Consider the following 21,984-nt stretch of genomic DNA (forward strand, 5'->3'; position numbering starts at 1 on the left):
CCCCTGGAGAACGCATGTCCCAGACCTTCCTGAAGCGCGGCCTGTCCTTGTGGGGAAGCGCCCTGCTCGCCGTCTGCGCCTTGCCCGCCTGCACCAGCGCCCTGTCCGCGAAGGACGAGCCCGCGCTGGCACCTTCGGCCCAGTCCCTCGCTCACAAGGAAACCGAAGGTTCGACCGAACAGGTGAGGCACCCCGAAGAAGCCTCCGAGGATGTCCTGCCCTCCAGCGACTCCGACGATGGGGACTCGGACAAGGCCATCAACAAGGTCCAGGGTGGAGTGGTGGGCCGCCTCAACGGCGCTCGCCCGAGCGAGGCCGCCATGCCCGCCACCGCCATGCCCGCCCCCCCGATGGCCGCGCCGCCGCCCACTGCGTACTCGCCAACTCCAAGGCCCTCGATGCCCATGGCAGCCATGGCGAAGCGAAGGCTCCCGACGGGCCCGCGGGAACATGACCGGTACTCCGAGCCCTCCTCGGAAGGGAACACGCACGAGGCCTGGAAGCCGAACACCTTCATCGAGACGGCGAAGGACCCCCTGTCCACCTTCGGCGCGGACGTGGACACCGCCTCCTACACGGTGGCGCGCCGGCACCTCATGCAGGGCACCCTGCCCCCGGGCTCGGCCGTGCGGGTCGAGGAGTTCGTCAACTACTTCAAGTTCCGCTACACCCCGCCGGAGAAGGGGGCGTTCTCGGTGCACCTGGACGCGGCGCCGTCGCCCTTTGACGCCAAGCGGCACTTCGTCCGGGTGGGTGTGCAGGGCAAGTCCGTCTCGCGCTCCCAGCGCAAGGCCGCGCACCTGGTGTTCCTCATGGACACCAGTGGCTCCATGAGTTCCTCCGACCGGCTCCCGCTCGCCAAGGAGGCCGTGAAGATCGCCGTGAAGAACCTCAACGAGAACGACACGGTGGCCATCGTCACCTATGCGGGCTCCACGCGAGACGTCCTGCCGCCCACGCCCGCCTCGGACGTGAAGAAGATCCACGACGCGCTCGACTCGCTCGAGTCCGGCGGAGGCACCGCGATGGGCTCCGGCATGGAGATGGCCTACAAGCACGCGGTGAAGAAGGCCTCCGGCCAGGTGGTGTCCCGCGTCGTGGTGCTCACGGATGGAGACACCAACATCGGCCCCAGCCTGAGCCCGGAGTCCATGCTGGAGAGCATCCGCAAGTACGTGGCCGAGGGTGTCACCCTCACCACCGTGGGCTTCGGCATGGGCAACTACCGCGACGACCTGATGGAGAAGCTCGCGGACAAGGGCAACGGCAACTGCTTCTACGTGGACAGCATGAAGGAAGCCCGCAAGGTCTTCGAGACGCAGCTCACCGGCACGCTGGAGGTCATCGCCAAGGACGTGAAGCTCCAGGTGGAGTTCAACCCCGCGGTGGTGAGCCGCTACCGGCTGCTCGGCTATGAGAACCGCGACGTGGCGGACAAGGACTTCCGCAACGACAAGGTGGACGCCGGAGAGATTGGCGCGGGCCACAACGTCACCGCGCTGTACGAGGTGGAGCTCATCCCCGGGGCGAAGGAGAAGCTCGCCACGGTGCGGGTGCGCGCCAAGGCCCCCAACGGCACCGAGGCCTCCGAGCAGGCCTTCCCCTTCGACTACGCCAAGGTGGCCCCGTCGCTGGACGCGGCCTCGCCCGACTTCCGCTTCGCCCTGGCCGTGGCGGCCACCGCGGACATCCTCCGTGGCAATCCCGCCGCCCAGAACTGGAGCCTGGCAACCACGCGCAAGCTGGCCGAGGGTTCCGCCGCCAAGAACGCCGAGCGCCTGGAGTTCGTGCAACTGGTGACGCAGGCCCGAGCGCTGTCGGGGGCCTCCGCGCGCGGGGAATGATGTCGTCATCGCAGCCGAAGTGAGGGAGGTGGAAGGTCCCGGGGGGTGCCTTCCACCTCTTGTTTCTTGTCATTCATTGCAGGGCCTTTCCCCACCTCGGGAGGGAAGGAATGGCGGACGCCTTGCGGTACACTGGGCCGCGCATGCGCCCACTCCCCTCTGTCTCCCGCTCGTTGCTTGCCCCCATGGCCGCCACCCTCCTCGCGTGTGGAGGATGCGGAGAAGACCCGTCCGGCGGCGGGGTGCCGCTGGGGGAGGAGCAGCAAGGCATCGCGACCTATTACGACGCCACCGGCGCGGGCAATTGCAGCTACGACGCCAGCCCCGACGACATGATGGTGGCCGCGATGAACACGCCCCAGTACGCCCACAGCGCGGCGTGTGGCCAGTGCGTGGACATCCAGGGCCCCAGCGGCAACGTCCGCGTGCGCATCGTCGACCGGTGTCCGGAGTGCGCGGCGGGCCACCTGGACCTCAGCCGCGAGGCCTTCGCGAAGATCGCCGAGATGCGCCTGGGCCGCGTGGACATCAAGTGGAAGGTGGTCTCCTGCGACGTGGCCGGCGGCCTCCAGTACCACTTCAAGAACGGCAGCAATCCGTGGTGGACGGCCATCCAGGTGCGCAACCACCGCCTGCCCATCTCCAAGCTGGAGTGGCGGCGAGGAGACGGCGCGTGGAAGAACGTCCCGCGCCAGGACTACAACTACTTCGTCAACGACAGCGGCATGGGCGAAGGGCCCTTCAGCGTGCGCGTGACGGCGTCCACGGGGGAGCAGGTGGAGGACACCCTCTCGCGGGTCCTCGACAACGGCCTCACCCAGGGGGGCGCCCAGTTCAGGTAGGCACGGCGGTGGACCGGGGCCCGCATCGGCCCCGGCCCGATGAAGCCCGCGCTACCGGCGCAGCATGGAGCGAAGGAGCTCCAGCGCCTCGGTCACGTTCTGCCAGACCTGGAGCGACTTGATGCCCTCGCCTTCGCCTTGCACCGCGCGGCGAGAGGCACGCTCCAGCGGCAGCAGCACCCCTTCCACCAGCTCTATCTGCCGGCTCAGCTCCGCGGGCGACATCCCCGCGATGGCGCTCCGCTGAAGCGACTCCGCCGAGACCTGCGCGGACACGTTCACCGGACGGTCCGCCAGCGAGGCCATGGCGCGCGAGAGCTGCTCCATGTACGGCCCCATGTCCTGCGCGGGGGCCTGCGCGACGGGCGCCGACACAGGCGTGCTCACCCGCTCCGTCAGCGCCTTGAGGAGCTGGGCCAGGTGCTTGAGGTACGGCGTCAGGTCCGTGGCGGCGGCGCCAGGCGTCGGCGCGGGAAGAGGCGGCGGCAGCGGGGGCGGCGTGGCCTTCACCTCGCGCCCCACCCGGGCCACTTCGAGCACCGCGTCGCGCAGGGCCTCCAGGTACGGCAGCGCCTCGGCCGTGGGGTCCGCCGCGTCGCGCTCCGTCCCCTGCTGGACCTGCGTGGCCGCCTGCACCACCGCGTCCCGCACCGCGCCGAGCTGCTCCTCGATGCCGCTGAGCTGACCGGTGACCCGCGCCACCGGGTCGTCTTCCTTGCCGCCCATGCGCTTGACGCGCGCGAAGCCCTGCTTGATCTCCTCCCACCGCTTCGCCTTCTCCGGCGTGAGGCGGCCGCGCATCTCCGCCAGCTTGAGCAGGTTCTGCTCCGCGGCGGTGGTGAGCGTCTGGGATTCGCCCTGGTAGTGGTCGTCGATGAGGCGCTCCAGCTCCGCGTCCGTCATCGCCGCCACCAGCTTCTCCGTCAGCTTGCTCATGTTGCGGTAGCTGCCCTGGAGCTTGAAGGCGGGCTCGGTGCGGAAGCGCTCATCCTGCGCCGCCGACGCGATGTACTGCATGTTCACCTTCAGCAGCACCGACTGCACCCGGAACATCCGCTGGAAGATGGCGACAATCTCCTGGAGCTCCGCCGCCGCGTAGCCGTGCTTCAGCTCGCCCGCGGGGACCTCCTCGCCCTGCGCCATGCGGATGAGACGATGCGTGTCCGCCGCGTCGCGCGTGGCCAGCGGCGCCGTCACCACGTTCGACGTGAGCGCGTTCTCCAGGTAGCTCAGCGCGAACAGGTGCTCCTTCCCGTCCAGGATGTCACCCAGGTTGTAGGTGTCCGCGCGGTTGGCGAGCATGTCCGGGATGCGGAAGCGCTCACCGGTCTCCGTGTAGGGATTGCCGGCCATGACCACGCAGAACTTCTTGCCGCGCAGGTCATAGGTGCGCGTGCGGCCGTTCCACACGCCCTCGATGCGGCGCTGACCGTCGCAGAGCGAGATGAACTTCTGGAGCAGCTCCGGGTCCGTGTGCTGGATGTCGTCGAGGTAGAGCATCACGTTGTTGCCCATCTCGAAGGACAGGTTGATGCGCTCCACCTCCTGCCGCGACGTGGCGTTGGGCGCCTCCGCCGGGTCCAGCGACTTCACCGAGTGGCCCAGCGCCGGCCCGTTCACCTTGACGAAGGTGAGGCCCAGGCGGCTCGCCACGTACTCCATCAACGTCGTCTTGCCGTAGCCCGGCGGAGACATGAGCAGCAGCATGCCCATGCGGTCCGTGCGCTTGCCCTCGCCCGCGGCGCCGAGCTGCTTGGCGAGGTTCGCGCCGATGAGCGGCAGGTACACCTCGTCGATGAGGCGGTTGCGCACGAAGGACGACAGCACCTTCGGCGTCAGCTCCTCCAGGCGCAGCTTGCGGCGCTCGCGCTCCAGCAAGTCCCGCTGCAGCGCGCGGTACGCCTGGTACCGCGGCACGCGGAGCTGCCGGAACTCGTTCAAGCGGCCCAGGAACTCATCCAGGCGAATCCCCAGCTTGCGGTCGATGATGCGCGGGTGGCTGCCCAGCAGACCCGTCACCTCGGCCGCCGTCAGCGCACCCGCGGGCTCGCGGTCCAGCTTGCGCTCGGTGAGCAGCAGCACCGCCGTCTCCAGCACGAAGTAGCCTGCCTCGCCCGCGCCACCCTCGCGCTGGGCCAGATAGGCCTCCACCCAGGCCCGGGCCATCTCCAGCCGCGAGGCCAGGTCCTTCTCCAGCCCGCGCAGGTCGTCCTCGAACGCGGTCCGAGTCCCCTGCCGCTCGAGCTGCGCCAGGAACGCATCGCGCAGGGCGACCGCCTCGCCGCTCGTGGTGAAGCGGGGCCGCTCCACGGCCAGCTCCTCCACGAGATAGCGCCCGGCGAGCCGAGCTTCGGCCGGAGACTGGGCCAGCCGCTGCGACTGGAGGAAGGCGCTCACGGCCTCCCCCAAGGCAATCCCCAGCTCGTTCAGCCCGCCGCCCGCGGAGAACGTCTGCCGCAGCCGGGCGAAGCTTCGCGCGCGGCGGTGCAGCAGTCCTCGCGCGGACTCGTCCGCGTCGAAGGCCCAGTAGAGCGCGGCCCAGGCCCGAGGCCCGGGAGCGAAGCGCAGGAGCCCCGCGCCCTGGTGCAGCGACAGGAGCTTCTCCACGAGGGCCGTGGCGTCCACGTCATGCACGCCGCGCTCGTAGCCTTCATCGAAGCGGTCCGCCGCGTACGTGCGCACGCGCTCGAGCAGCGTGCCGGCAATCACCGCCGCATGAAGCGCGGACAGTGTCAGCCCATTCTTGTTCTCCTCGGCGTCCGCGAGGAGGCACGCGGCCAGGAACTCGGCGCGGTACACCTCGCGCGTCTCGGAGACGAGGTGCTGGTCCCAGAGGGCCTGGTGCTCGAGCAGCGCCGGGTCCTCGAGCTTCTGCGCGTAGTCGGAGCCCGTGAGCTGGAGGAAGAGCGCGCCATCGCGCGGCACCAGCGTCAGGTCCAGTGGCTGCGTGTTGACGTTGAAGCGGAAGGTGCCCAGCTTGATGAGCGAGTCCCCGTCCGCGAACAGGTCCTGCTTGTCGCGCAAGGCGCGCAGCGCGTCCTGCTTGGCCGACTTGAGCCGCGACTGCACCTCGTCCGAGCGCACGCTGTCATGGAGCCCCATGAGCTGCTCGGAGAGCTGCCGCAGCTTGAGGATCATCGCGTCGGTGGCGAAGTACGCGTTGAGCTCGTCATCCGACTTGAACGCCTTCGAGCGGCGCTGCACCCCCTGGAGGATGCGCTCCGCGGCGCCGAAGAGGCTCTGGGCGCGCCGCTGACGCTCGTCCACCAGCGTCTGCTTGCGCGCGCCGAACGCCTCCAGCAGCTCCTCGCGCTTCTGGGTGATCTGCCCCAGGAACTCGTCGAACTCGCCGAAGCGCCCCTCCAGCTCCTCCAACTGCACGGTGAGGCGCGACAGTCCCTCGTCGCACTTCTCGGGGACGTCCGCCTGGGCCAGGGCATTCTCGATGGCCTGCCCCAGGAGCTTGAACTGGGCGCCGAACTCCGCGCGCTTCTCGCGCCCGGACAGCTCCTTGCGCTTGGCCGACAGGCTCGCGCGCACGCGGTTGAGCCGGCCGAACAGCTCGGAGATGCCCTCCAGGATGCGAGCCCGGGCCAGCGGGTCCCCCACCTGGAGTCCGCCCACCACCTCCCCCAGCACGGTGAGGCCCTGAGCCGTCTTCTCGATGTCCTCGCCCAGCGGCGCCAACTCCGACGTGGTCTGCACCGGCTCCAGCTTCGCGAGCAGCTCATCCAGGCGGCCCGCCAGCGGCTGGAGCGCCTCGCCCTTCTGGAGGAACTCCACGCAGCCGGAGCTGGTGTTGTCGGACGCCTCGACGACGGCCTTCTCCAGGGCGTCCACGCGCCCCAGGTCCATGTAGCGGATGTCCTTGAGCGTGATGAGGTGGCCGCGCTGCTGGCGCAATTCCGCCAGCACCAGCATGAACTCCTCGGCGGTGGTGAGCAGCTCCGGCCGCACGCGCGCCAGCAGCTTCACCTGCGCCTTCTCCGCCTCCGCCAGCGACTCCGAGGCGCGCTTCTGGAGCGCCAGCACCTTCTCGAACTCGTCGATGATGAGCTCGGAGGTCTTGCGCAGCAGCTCGATGGGCTCCAGGAGCGACGTCTCCGCGTGCCCCAGCCAGTAGTACGCATCCAGCGCGCGCGTGGCCGCGGCGACCAGGTCCTCGTAGGTGCGCCGGTTGGGCTTGTCCGTCTTCGCGATGCGCTGGAGCGTCAGCGCGTCGGAGATGCCGCGCACCAGCTCCGCGTTGCCCACCTTGCCCAGGTAGCCCGGCGCCGCGGGGGTCGCCGCCGCGTGCTCGTCCGACACGAAGGGCGTCTGCCACACCTGCATGGGATGGACACGCGTGGGGTCCTGCGACGTCTCCCGGAAGACCACCAGCCCGCCATCCGCGAAGAGGCTGTAGCCGTTGCACACCAGCGGGTTCTGCACCTCCTTGCGCACCAGGTTGTAGGGGAAGAGCAGGTAGCGGCCCTCCTCGCGCTGGTGGAAGACGTAGAGCACGTCCTCGCCATTCGGTGAGCGGATGACCTTCTTGAACTCCATCCCCGCGCCGGTGGCCTCGCCGTCGAAGACCTTGAAGTCGCCCGTCTGGAGGTAGTAGCCGCCCGGGAAGATGATGCCCTGGTCCTCGGGGAGCCGGATGCACGCCTGGCCGATGGCGTCGATGCGCACCACGTGCTGCGTGCGCGAGTTGAACACCAGGTAGCGCTGCGCCTTCTCGCGGAAGGGCAGCACGCGCAGGAGGATGAGCCCGCCCACCTGGGCCCACGCGAAGCGCGCGTCATCCAGCGACTGGTTCGCGTCCTCCACCGGCTCGCTGTAGATGCCCAGCCCGGACGACGTGTTGTTCTCGACCTTGACGGTGAGGTCGCCCTTCACCGTCTCCACGAACACCTGGTCCAGCACGTTGACGTGCGGGTGCTGGCCCAGCACGTAGTTCTCACGCGTGGCCGTCGTCCACTCGAAGTCGTGCGACGGCGGGAAGACGTGGTCCTTCTCGCCCTGGTTGTCCAGGTAGGTGGCGCGGCCCTCGGTGTCCAGGTTGAAGCGGAACACCTTGATGTCGCGCGTGGACTGGCCCGTCTTGAAGACGACCAGCAGGCGTGCGTCCTTGCGCCGCAACTGCTGGAGCTTCGCGTCCTTGTAGTAGCGGTACAGCTCGCTGAAGTCCTTGATGAAGCGCGGGTCCGCCAGGAAGCCGCCCGCCTCCGTGTGCGGCACCGCCGACAGGTCGAACCCGTCGGCCGTCTTCTCGAACCGGTGCAGCGAGAAGACGTCCGCGACGGAGGTCTCCTTCTTCAGCCCGATGAAGACGTTGTAGCCGAACAGCAGGTACTTGCCGACGCTGACGATGTCGCGCGCGACGCAGTTGTTCTCCGTGCGCACGCGCTCGTTGCCGGTGACGGCCAGCTCCGTGCCACCGAAGAACGCCTTGCGCCGGGTGTTGAGCTCCGCTGCCTTCGAGCCCAGCACGTCCGCCTGCGCGAGCAGCCGCGTCCGGATGACCTCGTAGCTGCCCCCCTCGAGCGCCGCCTCTTTCGCGGGCGCCGCGCCCTTGCCACCGTCAGTTGCCATGAGTGTTCACCGGAATCTCGCAGGGACCCCGCCCTCGCCCCGCCCTCGAGGCGGGACACCACCCTGGAAGGCCCAGGGCGGGGTCGTCGTGACGTCATGCGCGCCACCGCGACTCATGCGCGGTGGCGGCCCCCTACCACCCGCTTCAGCCCTGCGTGTCCGAGGACGACGCCTTGCCGTCCTTGGCCAGCAGCGCCTTCAGGTTCGCCACCGTCGCATCGGTGGCGGAGCCCGGCGCCATGCGGTGCAGCAGCGCGGCCACGGCCAGGTTCTGCGCGTCGTTGCTCAGGCCCGGCTTGGAGAGGATCTCCTTGAGGTCCGCGGGGAAGTCCTTCTCGCCGTTGAGGTAGCCGCCCAGCGCCGTCTTCAGCGCCTCGCCGTGCTCCAGCGCGCCGTCCACCGCGGTGCCGAAGGACACCGCCTTGACGAAGCGCTCGAAGAACTGGCCGTCGCCGCCGACGATGTTGAACTTCGCGTTGGCGAACGCCTTGGCCAGCACCTCCGCCTGGGCGTGGGCCACGTCCTTGCGCACGCGGATGGTCTCCAGCTCCACGTCGCGCTCCTTGTTGAGGCGCAGGCGGAACTCCTCGTGCTCGCGCCCCACCCCGTCCATCAGCTTCATGGACGCGGCCTTCTCCGCCAGGCCCCGGGCCTCGGCGAGCAGCTTCTCCTGGATGGCCGCGGCCTCGGCGAGCTGCTTCTCCTTCGTGGCGACCGCCTCCGCCTCGCCGCGCTTCTGGATGGCGACCGCCTCCGCCTCCAGCACGCGCGCCTTGGCCAGGCCCTTCTCCTGCTCACCCGCCGCCTCGGCCAGCAGCCGCTCACGGACGATCTGCGCCTGGGCGTGGCCCTGCTTCTCGATGGCGCCGGCCTCCGCCTCCTTCACGCGCACCTGCGCCATGCCCAGCTTCTCCGTGGCCGCCGCGTCCGCCTCCTTCACGCGGATGCCCGCCAGGCCCTCCGCCGCGGCCTCCGCCTGGACACCGTCGGCCAGGCGCATCTTCGCCTTGGCCGTCTTGTCCGCGGCCTCCAGGTCCGCCTCCGCCAGCGTGAGCTTCTCCTTCGCGATGAACACCGCCATCTCGCTGTTGGCCTTCGCGGCGTTCACGTCCTTGACGGTCTTCTCCTGCGCCTGGCCCTCGGCGGTGATGATGAGCGCCTGCTTGCGGCGCAGGGCGTCCGACTCCACGCGCAGGTCCTTGATGCGCTCCTCCTCCTGCGCCACCGTCTTCTCCACGGCGATGCGCGCGCGCACCACGTCCGCGATGTCCTTCTTCTGCTCCTCCAGCGCGCGCTCCTTGGCGATGCGCTCCAGCTCCGTCTCACGCTCCCGGCTGATGGCCGCCAGCGCCCGGGCGCGCTCCACGTTCTCCGCCTCGACGCTCACCTCGCGCTCGCGGTGCTTCTGGGCCACCTCGATGTCGCGCGACTTGTTCTGCTCCTGGACGAGGATCTCCTGCTCCGCCTTGATGCGCGCCAGCTCCGCCTTGGAGTGCTGCTCCTGCTTCACGCGCTCGGTCTCCGCGGACTCCTCGGCCTGCACCGTCTCGATGGCGCGGCGCTGCTTCGCGGACGCCTCCTCGCGCTGGCGCTCCAGCTCGAAGATGCTCTGGTCTGCCTCGACATTGCGCTTGGTCACCGCCTGGCGCTCGGTCTGCTTGAGCTCGTTGGTGATGACGTTCTGCTCGGTGGTGAGCTTGGTGATCTTCCGGATGCCCTCGGCGTCCAGGATGTTGTCCTTGTCCAGCATCTCCACCGGGGTCTGCTCCAGATAGTCGATGGCGCAGTCCTCCAGCATGTAGCCGTTGAGGTCCTTGCCGATGACCTCCACGACGTTGTCCTTGATTTCAGCGCGCTTCGTGTAGAGGTCCACGAAGTCGAAGTTCTTGCCCACCGTCTTGAGGGCCTCGGAGAACTTGGCCTCGAAGAGCTTCTCCAGCGTCTCCTGGTCGCTGGCGCGCGCGCAGCCGATGGACTGGGCGACCTTGAGCACGTCCTCGCGCGTCTTGTTCACGCGCACGAAGAAGGTGACCTTGATGTCCGCCCGGATGTTGTCCTGGCAGATGAGGCCCTCCTTGCCGCGGCGGTCGATCTCCACCGTCTTCAGCGAGATGTCCATCACCTCGGCGCGGTTGATGATGGGGAAGACCACCGCGCCGGAGAAGGTGACCAAGGGCTCGCTCTTCAGCGTGTTGACGATGAGCACCTTGCCCTGGTCCACCTGCCGGTAGAGGCGGACGATGGTGAGGATGATGCCCGTGAGGAGGATGACGCCTCCGCCCACGGCGACTACCAAGGTGATGGGATCCATGGCCTTTTCCTGTGAAGTATTGACGGCGGGCCTTGTATCAGGCGCCAGGGATCCCCCGCGAAAGCCCCCTGGCGTCGAATCCACTCACGGCCCGCCCCCCTCGAGCAGGCCCGTGCCTTGACTCATTTCAAATCATGTCCGCGCTCGCGAACGGGCCAGCGCCGCGGCCCGCTCGGGGTCACGGAGCTGCGCCATCTCTTCCGGGAGGAGCCAGTCCACCGGCTCCACTTCATAGACATCCCGCTGGGCGTCGTACGCGAGCACCAGCGCGGGATCTCCCCGCTTCAATCCATTCGTCTTCGCGCACACCACGTTCAGGATGAAGCCCGCACCGCCATCCTCGAACGTCGCATGGCCGTTGCGGTCCGTGACGCTGCCGCTGGAGATGGTGCACACGCGGCCCATCAGGGAATCGCGCCCCGGCGCCTTCTGCGCCACGAACACGGGCCGCAGCGGCCGCACCGCGAAGCCTGAAATCACCAGCCCCGCGAGGAAGCACAAGAGTCCCAGCACGCCGCTGATGAGCCATGACGGCAGCACGGCCCCCAGCGCCCCGTGGGCCAGGGGCGTGGTCATCAGCGACAGGAACCAGGCGAAGAACGAGACCAGGCTCACCGACACCGTCAGCGGGATGCCCGCGAACCCGAGCGTGGAGAGGATGCCGCCCTCGACGTCGGCCCCGTGGTCATGCGAGCCCATCGCCTTGCCGCCGCCGTGGAGCGCCTCCCCCGCCGCCTTCGCCCCGCCCTCCAACGTGCCCGCGAGCGCCTTGCCACCGCCCTCGAGCGCGGCGCCCAGCGCCTTGCCACCCGACTCGAAGTCGACGTGGCCACCATCAAGAAGGTCGATCCCCACCGCGCCCACGATGACGAAGAGCCAGTACGTCACCACCACGCCCATGGCGGTGGTGAAGAGGGCGGTGGGGAACGCGAGGATGGCGTCGAGGAAGGGCGTCATCTCGCCCGGCACTCTAATCGAGCCATCTCTTCCTGGAAAACCGAGGCCAGCGTTTTCCTGGCCGGCCCCCGGGCGGGCCCTCGACGGGGCCCACGTCACCCCGCCCTCAGGCCGGGACGACCTCCACCACGCTCGGCGGCATGGTGGTCGGCGACACGCGATTCACGCGCAAGCCCGCCTTCTCCACCAGCGCGGTGTACTCGGGGCCCGTGCGCTCGCGACCGCCCACCAGCACCATCATGGCCACGTCGTACAGGTTCCCGAAGTGCGGCTGGTTGTCGCCCGGGAGCACCGTCTCCACGATGAGCAGCTTGGAGTCCGGGCTCATCGCGGCGCGGACGTTGGAGAGCAGCTTCACGCAGCGCTCGTCGTCCCAGTCGTGGAGGATCTGCGACAGGATGTAGATGTCGTGGCCAGAGGGAATCTGCTCGAAGAAGTCCCCCGCCACCACCTTGGTCCGCGCGCCCAGCCCCAGCTCCGCCATCCGCGCCACGGCCCCGTCATGGACGTGCGGCAACTCGAAGAGCGCGCCCTTCGTCTGGGAGTGGGCCTGGAGGATGTGCGCCAGCAGCGTGCCCGTCCCGCCGCCCAGGTCCATCACCGACTTCGCCTTGGAGAAGTCGTAGGCCGCCACCACCGCGGGCGCGTTGAGGTTCTGGTACGCCGCCATGCTCTCGTTGAAGAGCGCGCCCTCCTCCGGGTGCTTGGACAGGTAGCCGAAGAAGGAGTCCCCCATGATCTTCTCGAGCGTCGGCTGGCCCGACTGCACCGAGAACTTCAGCTCCCCCCAGGCCTTCCAGGACAGATGATGCCCCTGGGACATCAACAGCCAGTACACCGAGCCGGGGCTGTCCTTGCGCACCATCATGCCCAGCTCCGTCAGCCCGAAGCCTTGCGTCTGCTCATCCTTGACGAGCACCCCGACCCCAGACAACAGACGCAAGAGGCGCCGCAAGGCCGGAGCGTGCGCCCCCGTCGCCTTCGCAAGCTCTTCCACCGTCTTCGGCACATCACCGATGATGTCGGCGATGCCCAGCTCCGCCATCACATGCAGGGCGCGAGAGACCCAGAACCCGTAGACCATCTGGCTCATCACCAGTGCGGCTGGAGGAGCACTGGGAGTACTTGCATCGGGAGCAACGAGACGAGGCTGATGGCTCATGGCGAGGGAACCTTGAGGGTAGGAACGAGTTGTATCAATTCTGGAACTTGGCAGTCATCCTAGAAGTCTAATTTCCACCAGTTTCTCTGGTATTCCCGTCATTTTCCGTGCCTCCGTATATCACTCACCGCCAGGCGTTGCCCGCAGGCGACCTCGAGACGCTCCGCGTCGCGTTGCTCGGCTCACGCTTCGTGGCCCGCAGTCCCCTGATGGGGACATTTCAGGGCAGCCGAGGGTTCGCTTTCATCTTCACACAGGAAGGCCGGGCCACTCTCGAGGAGCGCTTCCCGTTCCTGCGCGCCTACCTCGCCCGCGTCCTGGACCCGGACAGCGCGCGGGGGCTGCGGCCCTGGTGGCAGCGGCTCCTGGGCGGCGCGCGCGCGGACGGGGTGCCCAATGCCTTCTATCTGAACCTGCTGCTGCTCGAACCGGGCATGAGCGTGGGGCGCCACATCGACGCCACGCTTCAGGGGCCCAGCGGAGTCCCTGGCGCCACGCCCCACCATGTCAGCGTCCTCTACCTTCAAGTGCCCCAGGACGCGCGCGGCGGGGCCCTGCGCCTCTCGCGGGATCACCAGCGCGTGGGTGACGTGCGGCCCAGCCCCGGACTGCTGGTGCACTTCCAGGGGCACCTCCAACATGAGGTGCTCCCCTTCCTGAGCGCGGAGGACGGTGCCCAGCGCGCGAGCCTCGTGTGCGAGCAGTATGTCTTTCCTCCCGAGGCACTCGCGCGATTGCCGACCTTTCGCATCCAGTCCAAGGCGGGCTTCGCGGCCTACCTGGACTCCCAGCGCGGGTAGGACCGGGGGAAACCCAACCTCAACCCCACTACGAGTGCTACCAGATTACACCAAATCAAGAAAGCAGTGTGAGAAGCAACTTCCAGGCATCTTGAACCGATGACTCTTTGCGGCAACTCGGATCCGAGGGGCCGTGATGCAGTTTCTCGAGAAAACTGGAGGCAGCAATGAGGTGGAATTCCCCGCTGCGGCGCGGCTGGTTCGGCGCCGTCACCACCATCGTGGCCCTCGGTGTCGGTTGCGGTCCCGCGACCGATGCGAACGAGCCCCAACCCGTACCCGAAACCCCCGCCGAATCGCTTCAGGTGAACCTGGACGACGCGTTCGTCGCCGTCCCGCGCAAGGTGAGCAGCGAGCAGCAAGCGGTCATCCGCCAGAGGCTCGACGGACAGGTGTCGAACTCCGGCGAGAGCTTCTACCTGGCCATCCGCAAGAGCGAGCTGAACCAGCGCTGGTTCATGTCCGCGTTCCTCAAGCAGCTCTTCCCCGGAGCGGTGATGTACGGCGCCGCCAGCTCGCTGGGAACGCGGGTGGTGAGCTTCAAGGAGCAGAACGGCAAGCTGTTCGTGTTCGACGTGGATGACCGCAAGACGACCAGCGACATCTTCGACCCGGACGTCCTCATCGAGGCGTGGCCCATCGTCAACGACTATGGCGCCTTCAACGCGCTGAGGGGCTCCAACAGCTACATCCTGGTGGACCCGACGGCGGGACTCAACCGCTTCGCCATCATGGGTGAGGCGTATGGCGCCAGCGGCGTGCGCTTCGAGACGGAGCTCGCGTTCGCCCAGCGCTTCCGGAAGATCTCCGACGGCGTCACCTTCGAGCAGGTGTTCACGGGCTACGCCGACGTGGCGGACCCGGACTCCAGCGACTACCTGGAGGACAACCAGCTTCGCAGCTCCGGCACGCTGGGCATCGCCCTGCGCCGCTACCAGGAAGGTCAGGGCTACACGCCGACCGCGCTCCCCGACCAGGAGCACTACTTCCGCGGCGAGCCCCGGCTGATTCCCAACACGGGCGTGGTGGAGCAGACCGCCGCCAAGTGGAACATCCGCCCGGGCATGAAGCCCATCAAGTGGATCATCACCGACACGGTGCTGTCCGTGCAGGCCGACCCCCGCTTCCAGCAGTACGACGTGGTGGGCGCGGTGAAGCGCGGCGTGGAGAGCTGGAACCAGGCCTTCGGCTTCAAGGTGTTCGAGGCCAGCGTGGGCACCAGCGAGGGCTTCGCGGATGACGACAGGAACGTCATCATCTTCGACCCGGACGCCTCCGCGGGCTTTGCCTTCGCCAACTGGCGCACCAACCCCAACACCGCGGAGATTCGCGGCGCCTCCGTCTACATCAACGCCCTGTGGCTGGAGCTCGCCGACGGCGACTTCGAGAGCGATGTCCAGGCCCGCGTCGCGGCGAAGGTGAAGAACCGCGCCAAGACGCCGAAGATGTCGTGGGGCGGCTTCGACTCCGGACACCTGTGCGAGCTGCCGCTGCCCTCCCTGCGCGAGGGTGCGTCCGCGAAGCACGAGAAGCTGAAGAAGAAGGCGCCCGACGCGGCGGCGGCGGCCCAGGAGCTGGCGCTCACCAGAAGGTGGAGCGCTACCTGACGCACGTCATCCTGCACGAGGTCGGCCACACGCTGGGCCTGCGCCACAACTTCGCGGGCTCGCTCGTGTATGACGGCACGCCCAACACGCCGCGCTCGAACTCCGTGATGGAGTACGTCGTGGACGCGGACGCCATCTACGTGGACGTGCCGCAGTCGTACGACGTGCAGGCGGTGCGCTACCTGTACAACCTGTCCTCCGAGCAGCCCACGGACCTGTTCTGCACGGACGAGCACACCCGCGTGGAGCCGTACTGCAACCGGTATGACCAGTACTCGGATCCGCTCGGCGAGGACTACGGCCCCACCTTCCTGCTCGTGAAGGAGCTGGTGCTGTACGAAATCCTCCCGTTCCCCGCGCTGGCGGCGGCGTTCGACCACTACGGCAACGCCACGCTGCAGTGGGCGCGCTCTGGAACGTCGGCGGACCGGCGCTTCGCGTACAACATCGCCATGGCCTACGTGCGTCCTCCCGTGGCGCTGCCCCCGGACGCGGGCCCGGGCTTCGGCCCCGCGGCGGATGACCTGGCCCGCCGGGTCCTGTCGCGGCTCTACCTGGACCCCGTGGCGAGCCGCGGCGTCTTCAACGCCACCCCGGCGGAGTCCAGCGCCATCACCCCGGCGGCGGTCGCCGACATCCACGGCATCCTCATCAACGTGGACGGCATCCGCGGCTTCCAGTCCCGCCGCACCATGGTGGACATCCTGAAGTCGATGCAGAGCCTGGGTGCCTACTCCGCGCTGCGCCAGGGCCGCGACACCGTCGCGACCCAGGCGGGCACGGCGACCGGCTCGCAGAAGCTGCTGGCCGAGGACCTCCTCGCCCGCATCGACCTGGCGCTGTCGCCCTACTACCGCTGAGCCCGCGTCACGGATGCCCGGGGCCTGGCTGCCCGGGCATCACCGCCTCCGTCACCTCCGGCTCGATGGCCGTGGGTGGCGGGGGCCCCAGCGGTGGCGGCCACCGCAATGTCCACAGGCCCAGGTTCACCGGGTGACGGGACTCTGGGACAATGACTCACCGTCTCGATGGGGGGCGGAATGGGCATCGATTCCAGGAGGCACCGTGGCCGTTGATCCGCAGGGCACCGACATTCAGAAATTCATCCAGGAAGACCCGGGGGGGCCGCTGGTGATGTTGAACCTGGTGCGATTCAAGGAGGGAGGCCGCGCCTCGTTCGCGGAGTACGCGACGGCCGTCATGCCCTTCATGCTCAAGGCTGGCGCGCAGCCCCTCTACGCGGGAGATGGCTCCACCGCGCTGGTGGCGGACCCGGGGCAGACGTGGGACGCGGTGATGCTGGTGCGCTATCCCAGCCGGGCCGCGTTCCTCGAGATGGTGAGCGACCCCGAGTACCAACGCTTCACCCACCTGCGCACGGCCGCGCTGCACGAGGCGGTGATGCAGGCGACGATTCCCTGGGCGGCCTCGCCCTGAGTCGCGCGCGCTCTGGACCTAGCGTCCCGCGACGAGTCGCAGGTCCGCGGTGGGAATGAAACCGGGGGGCCGCCGGTGCCGGGTGGCCTGCTCGAAGGAATAGGCGAGCTTGAGCAATGTCGGCTCGCTCCAGGCACCGCCAATGAATGACACGCCCACGGGAAGTCCTCGCACGTAGCCCGCGGGCACGGTGAGCGTGGCATGGCCAGACACCGCCGCGGGCGTGGAGCTGCTGCCCAGCCAGTGGTCGCCATTGACCAGGTCGATGAGTCCCGGCGGGGCCTGCGTGGGCGCGACGAGCGCGTCGAGCTGGTGCTTGCGCATCACCGCGTCCAGCCCCTGTGAGCGAGACAGCTTCCGGCAGGCGGCCAGGGCCTTGCGGTACTTCGCGTCGGAGAGCGGGCCTCGGGCCTGGGCCTGACGGAACACCTCCTGGCCGAAGTACGGCATCTCCGCGTCCTGGTTCTCCTCGTTGAAGCGGATGAGGTCCGCGAGCGTGCGCAGCTTCGTCCGCTCCCCCACGCTCGCCAGCCACGCCTCGATGCCGGCCTTGAACTCGTACAGCATCACCTCGAACTCGGGCTCGTCCAGCTTGGACAGGTTCGGGATGGGCGCCGGGTCGACGATGGTGGCGCCCTTCGAGCGCATGACGTCCAGCGCCTGTTCCACCAGCGCGTCCGTGGCGGCGTGGTAGCCGAAGAAGCGCTCGCGCGGGACACCGATGCGCGCGCCCTTCAGGCCCTCCGCGTCCAGGAAGCGCGTGTAGTCCAGCCCCGTGCGGCCCTGGCTCGCGGCCGTCGCGGCGTCGGAGGCATCCACGCCCGCGAGCACCGTGAGCAGCGCCGCGGCATCCGCCACCGTGCGCGCCATGGGGCCCGCCGTGTCCTGGCTGTGAGAGATGGGGATGATGCCCGAGCGGCTCACCAGCCCCACCGTGGGCTTGAGCCCCACGAGCGAGCACGCCGCCGAAGGAGAGACGATGGAGCCATCCGTCTCCGTGCCCACGGACACGGCGCAGAGGTTCGCCGCGGTGGCCGCGCCCGAGCCCGAGCTGGAGCCCGAGGGTGTGCGGTCCAGCGCGTAGGGATTGCGGCACTGACCGCCGCGACCACTCCAGCCGCTCGAGGAGCGCGTGGAGCGGAAGTTGGCCCACTCGCTCAGGTTCGCCTTGCCCAGGATGACCGCGCCCGCCGCGCGCAGACGCTCGACGATGAAGGCGTCTTTCGAAGGCACGGCGCCCACCAGCGCGAGTGAGCCCGCGGTGGTCTGCATCTTGTCGGCGGTGGCGATGTTGTCCTTGATGAGCACGGGGATGCCGTGCAGCGGACCGCGAGCCCCCTTCTCCCGCCGCTCCAGGTCCAGCGCCTGGGCGATGGCGAGTGCGTCCGGGTTCAGTTCGATGACCGACGCCAGCGGCATGGGCCCGGTGCGGTCCACCGCCGAGATGCGCGCCAGATAGCGCTCCGCGATCCCGTGCGCGGTGAGCCGCCCCTCGCGCATTCCCGTCTGGAGGTCGGAGAGCGTGACCTCCGCCAGCTCGAAGGTGTTGGCCGGAGCGGCTTGTCCACCCGCGCTCGCGGAGGCATCGAGCGAGGCCAGCGCCGCGGCGGCGGCCGTGCCGCCCAGGAAGGAGCGGCGGCTCAAGTCGAGGGAGCGGTGACCCGGGGGCGTGGGCTTTTTCATGGAGTCCAGCGCAGTACAGCAGCGCCCCCCGGACTGTCGCAAGCCGGCCGGTTCGGAGGGAAGTCCCGCGACTCCGCGACACGCCTGTTACGGTGCCGCCCCACGATGGCTGCGAACCTGACCCTGCTGGCGGGACCTGACGCGCTGCGGCTGCTCCGCGAGCGAGGCCTCCGTGGCGAAGACGTGGATGTCGTACCCGGGGCGTCTGGAGGCCCCAAGTGGCTGGTGCTGGCGGGGCTGGACCGCGCCTTGTTCGGCGACCTGTTCAAGGACCGGATCCGCCCCCTGCATCTGATTGGCAGCTCCATCGGGAGCTGGAGGCTGGCCTGCCTGGCGCAGAAGGACCCCGTGTCGGCGCTGCGCCGGTTCGAGGCCGCGTACATCGACCAGCGCTATCCCCCGAAGCCCTCGCCCGCCGTGGTGAGCGAGATGAGCGACCGCATCCTCGACGCGCTCCTCGGCGACGAGGGCGTGGAGGAGATCATCCGCCATCCGTGGGCGCGGCTGCACATCATCACCGCCCTCTGCCGAGGCCCCCTCGCGGCGGAGCATCGCCACGTCCAGATGTTGGGCCTGACGCTGTGCGCGATGGGGAACGTGCTGAGCCGTCGGAGCCTGAGCCTCCACCTGCGCCGCGTCATCTTCGACACGGCGGGCGACACCGGCCCCTTCGCCGCTTGGAGGGACTTGCCCTCGGACCACCTGCCGCTGACGGCGCAGAACCTCAAGGCCGCGCTCATCGCCTCGGGCTCCATCCCGCTGGTGTTGAGTGGTGTGCGCATCCCGGGCGCGCACCCGGGGGTGTACCGGGATGGCGGTGTCATCGACTACCACCTGGACATGAACTTCGGCCCCGGAGAGGGCCTGGTTCTCTATCCCCACTTCTATCCCTATGTGGTGCCGGGCTGGTTCGACAAGCCGCTGCGCTGGCGACGGGCGCGGCCCGAGAACTTCCGCCGGGCCCTGCTCATCTCCCCTTCCGCCGCGCTGGTCGCGAAGCTGCCGGGCGGGAAGATTCCGGACCGCACCGACTTCGAGACGATGACCGACAACGAGCGCATCCGCGCCTGGAACAAGGTCGTCATCGAGAGCGAGCGCATGGGGGACGAGCTGCAGGAGCTCCTCGCCACGGGCCGACTCGTCGACCACGTGCGCCCGCTCTGAGAGCCCCGCGACGCTAGGGCTCGCGCTCGAGCTGGACCTTGTCCTCGTAGCACCAGCCCCACTGCTCGCCCGGCTCGAGCGAGCAGATGAGCGGATGGGCTGTGTCGTGGAAGTGGCCCGTCGCGTGTTTGTTCTTGGAGTCGTCGCAGCACCCCACCTTCCCGCACGTCAGACACAGGCGGAGGTGGACCCAGGTGTCATGGAGCTTGAGGCACTCCTCACAGCCTCGGGTCCGTGGACGGACCGGGCGAAGCTGGTCGAGGTGCCCACAGGGCCCCGTGCCCGCGCGAGGTCGGAACTCGTACGTGGCCTCCGTGTCGATGAGCTCGGCCGCCGTGCGAGGCGGAGTGGAAGTCGAGGGGCGCTCGGCCTCGAGCCCCTCTGGGGGAGGTGCGCGGAACAGCTCGGCGACACGCTCGAACGCCTCGGCCGAGCCCTTGAGGGAGAGCTCATCTCCCGCTTCGAGGCGCGTGTGCTCCGTCACATGGGAGAGCACCTCACCCTCGCGGCGCAGCTCCAGGAGCTTGAGGGCGCCTCCCGCGCGTGCGCTCAGCGTCTCCACGGACTCGCCGACCACGGGTGCCCCAGGGCGAATCGTCACCTTGCGCCAGCTCAGGCAGCCCTCCTCCAGCGCACAGATGAGCAGCGGCTTCTCGAGCGCGAGCGGCTGCCTCAGCGCCGCATAGCCCGAGCGACGCACGGCGTCCTCGTTGTCCTCGATGTCCTTCGGCGACTGGCGATAGTCCTCGAGCACCGAGGTCAACACGGCGACCAGGCCCTCCATCTCCTCGCAGACCACGACGTCCGCTCCGGCCGAGCGCACCGGGTCCACCTCCGAGACCATGCGAACCCTCGCCACGAGCCGCAGCGTCGGGTTCTCCATTCGTGCCACGGCGACCACGTGCCGGGCCCTGCTCGCGTCGTCATCCACGACGAGGAGGAGCTTGGCGCGCTGGACGCCCGCGACGCGCAGGGTGCGCTGTCGGGCGTAGTCTCCTCGCAGCACGGACATGCCCTCGGCCTCTGCTTCGTTCGCCCCCTGGGGACTCAGGGTGGTGACGAGGAAGGGGATCCCCGAGCCTCGCAGCACCCGAGACAACCGCCGCGCGCCTTCTCCGTAGCCCGCGACGATGGCGTGGTTCTCGAAGCGAGCGAAGGACTCGGACGCGAGGGCCTCGGCTTCATCCGTCGTCGGCCCGCTCTGGGCGACGGCGAGCTGGCGACGCCGCTTGAGCTGTCCTCCCGCCCAGACGCCCGATCGAGACAGCATCGGCGTGAACACCATCAACATCACGGTGGCCGCGATGAAGGCATGGGAGCCATCGGGAATGCCCGCGGGGAACAGCCCCAGCTTCCGGCCGCTGCGCTCCAGCACGAACGAGAACTCTCCCACCTGGGCCAGCAGCAGCGAGGCTTCTACCGCCACCGGTGCGCGATAGCCCAGCGCCAGCACGCTGATGCCCGTCGTCACGACCTTGACCAGGAGCACCGCGACGATGGCCAGCAGCACCTCGGGCAGGTGCTGCACCAGGAATCCGGCGTCCAGCAACATTCCCACGGAGACGAAGAACGTCGCGCTGAAGAGAATCTGGAGCGGGAGGATTTCGCCGAAGGCGTGCTCGCTGAAGCGGCTCTCGCTCACCACGAGGCCCGCGAGAAAGGCCCCCAGGGAGACGCTCACCCCCGCGAGGCTGGTGAGGTACGCGGTGCCGAAACACACGGCGATGACGGTGAGCAGGAACAGCTCCGGTGAACAGGTGCGCGCCACGACCTCCAGCAGGCGCGGCATCAACCGGCGCGCGACGACGAGCACGGCGACGATGATTCCCAGCGCCTTGCCGAAGGCTCCGACGAAGTGCCACGGCGTGTCCCCGATGCCCGAGAGGACGGGGACCAACAGCACCATCATCACCACGGCGAGGTCCTGGAAGATGAGCAGCCCCAGGGACACCTGGCCGACTTCGGATGACGTCTCGCCCCGGTCTCCCAGCAGCTTCAAAACGATGGCGGTGGAGGACAGCGCCACCAGGAAGCCGGTGAAGAGCGCGGGGCGCCAGGCCACGCCGAACAACATGAGCAGACCCATCATGCCCACGGAGGCGAGGCCCACCTGAAGCCCTCCCCCGCCAAACAAGAGCTTCTTCAGTCGGGTCAGCTTCTCCAGGCTGAACTCGAGGCCGATGCTGAACAGCAGGAGGATGACGCCCAGCTCCGCGGCCGAGTTCACCAGCTCCTGGTCCTTCACCAGTCCCAGCGAGTTGGGACCAATCAACGCCCCCGCGAGCAGGAAGCCGACAATGGGCACCAACCGGAAGCGATGGCCGACGTAGGCCACCAAGGCGCCGGCGGCAATCAACACGACAATCTCTTGCAGGAACGGAGGCGCGGCGGAGGCGAATAGGTACATGACCGAAGGCGGCGGCCCCATTCGAGCCCCGCGCGCCCAGACTGCCCCAGCAGGGCCAAGCCCCTGGCCTCCTGCGAGGCCATTCGTGCACCAGTCACCGTCACGGCGCGGGGTCCGCATGCACATGAGAGGCGAACGTCACCCCGAGAACGAACGCCCGACGAACAACGGCCGGCCCCCTCACGCGAGGAGA

General features: G+C 68.8%; 13 protein-coding genes. 7 read left to right on the forward strand and 6 right to left on the reverse strand.

Annotated elements, in window-relative coordinates:
• Positions 1-14 precede the first annotated feature (14 nt).
• A complete protein-coding gene (locus MYSTI_RS21775) occupies positions 15-1,844 on the forward strand; it encodes a vWA domain-containing protein (protein WP_015349953.1) in 1,830 nt (609 codons plus the stop codon).
• Between the two features lie 143 nt (positions 1,845-1,987).
• Positions 1,988-2,686: an expansin EXLX1 family cellulose-binding protein gene (locus MYSTI_RS21780; protein ID WP_044281089.1), complete on the forward strand. Its 699-nt coding sequence runs from the start codon at positions 1,988-1,990 to the stop codon at positions 2,684-2,686.
• Positions 2,687-2,737: 51 nt separating this feature from the next.
• Here the strand turns inward: MYSTI_RS21780 and MYSTI_RS21785 are convergent, their stop codons facing one another.
• The 4 genes from MYSTI_RS21785 to MYSTI_RS21800 all read right to left on the reverse strand — a co-directional run bounded on the left by MYSTI_RS21785 (position 2,738) and on the right by MYSTI_RS21800 (position 12,624).
• Entirely contained in the window at positions 2,738-8,263 is a 5,526-nt protein-coding gene (locus MYSTI_RS21785; protein ID WP_015349955.1) for a DNA repair ATPase, read from the reverse strand.
• Positions 8,264-8,408: 145 nt separating this feature from the next.
• Positions 8,409-10,574 carry a flotillin family protein gene (locus tag MYSTI_RS21790; RefSeq protein ID WP_015349956.1) on the reverse strand — a complete coding sequence of 722 codons (2,166 nt, stop codon included), beginning with the start codon at positions 10,572-10,574 and terminating at the stop codon, positions 8,409-8,411.
• Positions 10,575-10,706: 132 nt separating this feature from the next.
• Complete coding sequence (locus tag MYSTI_RS21795; protein WP_015349957.1) at positions 10,707-11,531, reverse strand: hypothetical protein; 825 nt, start codon at positions 11,529-11,531, stop codon at positions 10,707-10,709.
• Positions 11,532-11,637: 106 nt separating this feature from the next.
• Positions 11,638-12,624 carry a methyltransferase gene (locus MYSTI_RS21800; RefSeq protein WP_015349958.1) on the reverse strand — a complete coding sequence of 329 codons (987 nt, stop codon included), beginning with the start codon at positions 12,622-12,624 and terminating at the stop codon, positions 11,638-11,640.
• Positions 12,625-12,800: 176 nt separating this feature from the next.
• Here MYSTI_RS21800 and MYSTI_RS21805 point away from each other — a divergent pair, with 176 nt between their 5' ends.
• The 4 genes from MYSTI_RS21805 to MYSTI_RS21820 all read left to right on the forward strand — a co-directional run bounded on the left by MYSTI_RS21805 (position 12,801) and on the right by MYSTI_RS21820 (position 16,537).
• Entirely contained in the window at positions 12,801-13,493 is a 693-nt protein-coding gene (locus MYSTI_RS21805; RefSeq protein ID WP_015349959.1) for a 2OG-Fe(II) oxygenase, read from the forward strand.
• 167 nt (positions 13,494-13,660) lie between these two features.
• The gene (locus MYSTI_RS43890) at positions 13,661-15,100 is read left to right on the forward strand and encodes a zinc metalloprotease (RefSeq protein ID WP_015349960.1); all 1,440 of its coding nucleotides are present in this window, start codon (positions 13,661-13,663) and stop codon (positions 15,098-15,100) included.
• Positions 15,085-15,960 (forward strand): zinc-dependent metalloprotease, encoded by an 876-nt coding sequence (locus tag MYSTI_RS21815; protein ID WP_015349961.1) that lies wholly within the window; start codon positions 15,085-15,087, stop codon positions 15,958-15,960. Before MYSTI_RS43890 ends, MYSTI_RS21815 begins: the two co-directional genes overlap by 16 nt.
• A gap of 205 nt (positions 15,961-16,165) precedes the next feature.
• The gene (locus MYSTI_RS21820) at positions 16,166-16,537 is read left to right on the forward strand and encodes a DUF1330 domain-containing protein (RefSeq protein ID WP_015349962.1); all 372 of its coding nucleotides are present in this window, start codon (positions 16,166-16,168) and stop codon (positions 16,535-16,537) included.
• Between the two features lie 18 nt (positions 16,538-16,555).
• Here the strand turns inward: MYSTI_RS21820 and MYSTI_RS21825 are convergent, their stop codons facing one another.
• Entirely contained in the window at positions 16,556-18,220 is a 1,665-nt protein-coding gene (locus MYSTI_RS21825; RefSeq protein ID WP_015349963.1) for an amidase, read from the reverse strand.
• A gap of 105 nt (positions 18,221-18,325) precedes the next feature.
• Between MYSTI_RS21825 and MYSTI_RS21830 the strand changes: the two genes are divergently transcribed.
• Positions 18,326-19,384: a patatin-like phospholipase family protein gene (locus tag MYSTI_RS21830; protein WP_015349964.1), complete on the forward strand. Its 1,059-nt coding sequence runs from the start codon at positions 18,326-18,328 to the stop codon at positions 19,382-19,384.
• Positions 19,385-19,397: 13 nt separating this feature from the next.
• Here MYSTI_RS21830 and MYSTI_RS40915 read toward each other — a convergent pair whose 3' ends face one another.
• Entirely contained in the window at positions 19,398-21,791 is a 2,394-nt protein-coding gene (locus MYSTI_RS40915) for a cation:proton antiporter domain-containing protein (RefSeq protein ID WP_015349965.1), read from the reverse strand.
• Positions 21,792-21,984 lie beyond the last annotated feature (193 nt).

This window comes from Myxococcus stipitatus DSM 14675 (assembly GCF_000331735.1).
In the GTDB taxonomy this organism is placed as follows: Bacteria; Myxococcota; Myxococcia; order Myxococcales; family Myxococcaceae; genus Myxococcus; species Myxococcus stipitatus.

What these genes read in the sequence shown, in the direction of transcription:
- MYSTI_RS21785 (WP_015349955.1), bottom strand. Translation starts at nt 8,263, where the DNA reads ATGGCAACTGACGGTGGCAAGGGCGCGGCGCCCGCGAAAGAGGCGGCG.
- MYSTI_RS21795 (WP_015349957.1), bottom strand. Translation starts at nt 11,531, where the DNA reads ATGACGCCCTTCCTCGACGCCATCCTCGCGTTCCCCACCGCCCTCTTC.
- MYSTI_RS21830 (WP_015349964.1), top strand. Translation starts at nt 18,326, where the DNA reads ATGGCTGCGAACCTGACCCTGCTGGCGGGACCTGACGCGCTGCGGCTG.
- MYSTI_RS21800 (WP_015349958.1), bottom strand. Translation starts at nt 12,624, where the DNA reads ATGAGCCAGATGGTCTACGGGTTCTGGGTCTCTCGCGCCCTGCATGTG.
- MYSTI_RS21790 (WP_015349956.1), bottom strand. Translation starts at nt 10,574, where the DNA reads ATGGATCCCATCACCTTGGTAGTCGCCGTGGGCGGAGGCGTCATCCTC.
- MYSTI_RS21780 (WP_044281089.1), top strand. Translation starts at nt 1,988, where the DNA reads ATGCGCCCACTCCCCTCTGTCTCCCGCTCGTTGCTTGCCCCCATGGCC.
- MYSTI_RS21825 (WP_015349963.1), bottom strand. Translation starts at nt 18,220, where the DNA reads ATGAAAAAGCCCACGCCCCCGGGTCACCGCTCCCTCGACTTGAGCCGC.
- MYSTI_RS43890 (WP_015349960.1), top strand. Translation starts at nt 13,661, where the DNA reads ATGAGGTGGAATTCCCCGCTGCGGCGCGGCTGGTTCGGCGCCGTCACC.
- MYSTI_RS21775 (WP_015349953.1), top strand. Translation starts at nt 15, where the DNA reads ATGTCCCAGACCTTCCTGAAGCGCGGCCTGTCCTTGTGGGGAAGCGCC.
- MYSTI_RS40915 (WP_015349965.1), bottom strand. Translation starts at nt 21,791, where the DNA reads ATGTACCTATTCGCCTCCGCCGCGCCTCCGTTCCTGCAAGAGATTGTC.